Genomic DNA, 3,874 nt, shown 5'->3' on the forward strand with positions numbered 1-3,874 from the left:
CACCGACGGCGCCAGAGAGGCATTCCGCTGGATCAACAGCAAGCCGGCAGCCTGCCTCTTTGTGGCCGCGGACGCTTGGCCCCTGGCGGTGATCGAGTATCGGGAGACAGGGCGCCACCGTGGCAAGGCCGAGGAGCGGAATGCTGTGAAGCGCACCATGCTTCCCAGAGCCGGGATCCGCTATCTCGAGGTGCCCAGCGCGATGAGCAAGCATCGGCTCAGCTTGAGGCCCACGTGGCCCAGGAATTGGGCGGCTCGGCATCCTACGCGACGGATGCCCCGGAAGGCGAAGGCCGGCTCACTGGGGCGCCGTGAATGGTAGGCGGTCGGCATACAGCCAAGTGTCGATAGCCCCCAAAGGACGGCCCACCGTGCCTTGGCTACCAGACAAGGCAGTTCCTGTGGGCACACGACCCAACAGTTCAACGGCTTACCGCCCGCTAGCGCCCGATAACTTCTCATTATCGGGCGTTGTGGTGAGAGAATGCCGGTTGCCCCATTTCGGCGACCCGCAGTAGACTGGGCGTGCAATGACCGGCGCTGCCCCGGCCGTGTTAAGAAGGCGGTCCGGACCGTGGTGGCCGGGTGTTGGCCAGCAAGGAGGTGACCCGTGCAGCAGATTGTTCTCGACGCCCAAGCCGGCGACATTCCGGCTGAGCTCGCGCGACACGGCATCTCGGCAAGCACCCGCGTCCACGTCGTGGTGGAACTCGCCGACACCGGGAGCCTGCCCATGGCCAGGATCGCCCAGGATGGCAGGGCGCTCGACTGGCTCGAGGACGAGCCCGACCTCTACACCGACAACGACCTGGCCAAGCCCGGGCGTTAGATGTTCGCCTTCGGCAGCATCGTCCTGACCCGCTTCCCGTTCACCGACCTGTCCGGCGACAAGCGGCGCCCGGCCCTGGTGGTGTCGCGCGACAACGACCGGCGCACCGACCTGGTGGTGTGCTTCATCACCTCGGTGCCGCGCAGCGGACCGGACATGGCGCCGCTCGCGGCCGGTGCGGGCACCGGCCTGAAGGTCCCGTCCGTGGTGCGCTTCGACAAGCTGGCGACGCTCGACCGCTCCGTCATTGCCGGCAGGCTGGGCGAGGCGCCGGCGGAATGGCTGGCGGCACAGGCGCCGCTGTTCTTCGGCGTGTTCGGGTTCAGCCAGTTCGCCAGGACCGAGGCAGGCGGGTCTTGAACCGGGGCCATAAAGCCGCCCCGCCCGAGGGTTCGGCGGATTCGAGGTTGTCGGCCCGTGAAGGCGAGGTGCTGCCGCCGGAGCACCGCCCGGCGCTGGCCACGCCGCTGCTGCGCGCCGCCTCCGGCCAGAGCCCGGCAGCCGTGCTGGCGCTGCTCTCCGGCCCGGTCGGCGAAGCCGTCGCCAAAGCGTCCGGTTATGCCGGCAAGGCGCTGTCCGAAAACACCCGCCGCGCCTACGCGACCGACTGGAGCCTGTTCTCGACCTGGTGCGAGGCGGGTGGCGTGTCGCCGCTGCCCGCCGAGCCGCTGGTGATCGCGGGGTATCTGGCGAGCCTCGCCGGGCAGCTTGGCCGGTCGGGGCTGCGCCGCCGGCTGGCCGCGATCGCCGAGATGCACCGGCGCACCGGTCACCCGGTCGAGCCCGGGCATCCCGCCATCCGCATGACCCTGCGCGGCATCCTCGCCAGCCACGGCAAGCCGACCCGGCCCGCCGCCGCGCTGACCTCGGCCGAGGTGAAGCGGCTGCTCGCCAGCTGCGGCACCGACATGCCGGGCTTGCGAGACAAGGCACTGCTGCTGACCGGCTTCGCGGGGGCGCTGCGACGCTCCGAGCTGGTGGCCCTCGACCGCGAGGCGCTGCGCTTCACGACGGAAGGCATGACCCTCCGCATCCTGCGCTCCAAGCGCGACCAGGAAGGGGAGGGAGCCACCGTCGGTATTCCGCGCGGCCTCAATCCCCTGACCTGCCCGGTCCGCGCCATGGAGGAGTGGCTGCGGCGGGCGCGGATCGAGTACGGGGCGGTGTTCCGCGGCCTCAGCGGGCGCGGGGTGCTCGAGGGCCGGCTCGACACCAAGAGCATTTGGCGGATCCTGCGCAAGCGGGCCGAGCTCGCCGGGCTGACGGTGGATGAGAGCGAGCGCCTGTCCCCGCACGGGCTGCGCGCCGGCTTCATCACCGAGGCGTACCTCAAGGGCGCACTGGACGAGCAGGTGATGCACCACACCCGGCAGAAGAGCATCGCCACCACCCAAGGCTATCGCCGCCGGGCCAAGATCACCCAGGACAGCCCGGCCCGACTGCTCGACCTGTAGGGCAGGGGGGATGCCCGCCCCTCTTGCCCCGACCGCCCACGACGCGCCGGACCTGACGGCGCTCCCGGCGCCGGCGCACACCGACTGGCTGCGCAATGTGCTGGTGGTGACCGGGCCGACGGGGGAGATGGGTCGCTTCCGGGCGGCAGCCGCCGGGGCAGGGGTGATCCCCTGGGTGCTGGACTTCGAAGGCATGGAGGAGGACTGGTTCCTGTCGCTCGTGGCGCCAGCCGAGGGTGAGCGGGCGATCAGCCTGCAGGGCGCGCGGATCCTGGCCCGGCGGCTGCGGGACGCCGCGGCCGCCAACCACCAGCGGGCGATCGCCCGCATCGGCACGGACCGCCACTGCCCCTTCGACCTGCACCGCCTGCTGCCGGTCCCGCCCGGCATGCTGCGCTTGGGTCCCGACGATCCGGATAGCCGCACCTGGCTCTGGACACATTGGGGCACGACGCGACCGCTACGGCATGTACGGGAGCTGGAGCCCACCCTCGACGGCCGGAAGCGGCGGATGGCCGAGTTGAGGGTGGAGTTCTGGTCGGCGGACTGGTCGCCGTGGCAGGCACTGCGCCGACTCCGCCGGGATTGGCCGGCCCTGAGCTTCGCCCTGCAGCCGGACTACGCGGAGGGCGAGGGCGAAGAGCCCACGAGCGGACTCATCGCACCCACCCAGCACAAGCAGGGCAATCCGGACAAGAAGCACAACCGGGACAAACCAGCCCGTTCGGCCAGGACGCGTCGTGGCTGACACCAGCGCCGCAGCCGCCGTTGATGATCGGTGGCAGGAAGAGACAGCCGCCGATGGGCGACCCCGGCCGGCGGATATGCCTCACCTCAGTGTGGAGGGTTTCGAGGGGCCGCTCGACTTCCTGTTAGAGATGGTGCGCCGGCACCAGCTCGACCTCGGCCGGCTGTCGATCATCCCTCTGACAGACCAGCTGGTGGCGGCGCTGGAGGGGGGTCTCGCACGGCTGGAGCGCCGGGCCGACTGGCTGGTGATGGCGAGCGAGCTCCTGCGGCTCCGGGCACAGCTGCTTGCTCCTGCCAGCCCGCAGGCCGCGGAAGAGGCGGCGTCAGAGGCGGACCGGCGGCTCGGCCAGTTGGAAGAGCTTGCGGCGATGAAGGCGGCGGCCGCTTGGCTCGCGGCTCGGCCACAGCTCGGGTGGGACATGTTCGCGCGCGGCAATCAGGAGCGGCCGGCGCCGAAGCCGCAGGCGGAGCTCTATGTCGCCTTCCTTGAGGCGACCCTCGTCATGCTGGAGGGGAGGGAAGGGCAAGGGGATGAGGCACCGCCGGCCTATCGCCCCGCGGCTCCGGACCTTTGGCGCGTCCCGGATGCCCTGGAGCACATCCGCGCCGTGTTGGGACGCCATCCTCAGGGCGGCGACCTGGCGCTGTTCCTGCCTAAACTCCCATCCGAGGACCCGGCCCGGCAGTTGAAGGCTCGTGCGGCGCTAGCTTGCACCTTTGTGGCGGGGTTGGAGCTGGCCAGGGGCGGCCTTGTGGAAGTCTCGCAGTTGAACAGCCTCAGCCTTGTCTATCTTCGCCCGTTATCTGAGTTGCAGCCATCGTCGTGCGGCATGGGTAGCTT

6 protein-coding genes are annotated in these 3,874 nt (G+C 70.5%); all 6 read left to right on the top strand.

Annotation, left to right across the window (positions count from 1 at the left end; genetic code table 11):
- Positions 1-322: DUF2726 domain-containing protein (locus D9598_RS21730; RefSeq protein ID WP_198368381.1), on the top strand; the 322-nt coding region annotated here is incomplete at its 5' end.
- A gap of 288 nt (positions 323-610) precedes the next feature.
- Positions 611-829, top strand: a complete 219-nt coding sequence (locus tag D9598_RS20750) for a hypothetical protein (protein ID WP_198368382.1) — start codon at positions 611-613, stop codon at positions 827-829.
- Positions 830-1,189, top strand: coding sequence for a type II toxin-antitoxin system PemK/MazF family toxin (locus D9598_RS20755; protein WP_198368383.1), 360 nt, complete (start codon positions 830-832; stop codon positions 1,187-1,189).
- A gap of 47 nt (positions 1,190-1,236) precedes the next feature.
- Complete coding sequence (locus D9598_RS20760) at positions 1,237-2,283, top strand: site-specific integrase (protein WP_198368384.1); 1,047 nt, start codon at positions 1,237-1,239, stop codon at positions 2,281-2,283.
- Positions 2,284-2,293: 10 nt separating this feature from the next.
- Positions 2,294-3,031 carry a hypothetical protein gene (locus D9598_RS20765; protein WP_198368385.1) on the top strand — a complete coding sequence of 246 codons (738 nt, stop codon included), beginning with the start codon at positions 2,294-2,296 and terminating at the stop codon, positions 3,029-3,031.
- Positions 3,024-3,874 (top strand): segregation/condensation protein A (locus D9598_RS20770; protein ID WP_198368386.1); only part of this gene is annotated, 851 nt, incomplete at its 3' end. The genes D9598_RS20765 and D9598_RS20770, both read left to right, overlap by 8 nt.

Source organism: Roseomonas sp. KE0001, assembly GCF_016107285.1.
GTDB lineage: Bacteria > Pseudomonadota > Alphaproteobacteria > Acetobacterales > Acetobacteraceae > Pseudoroseomonas.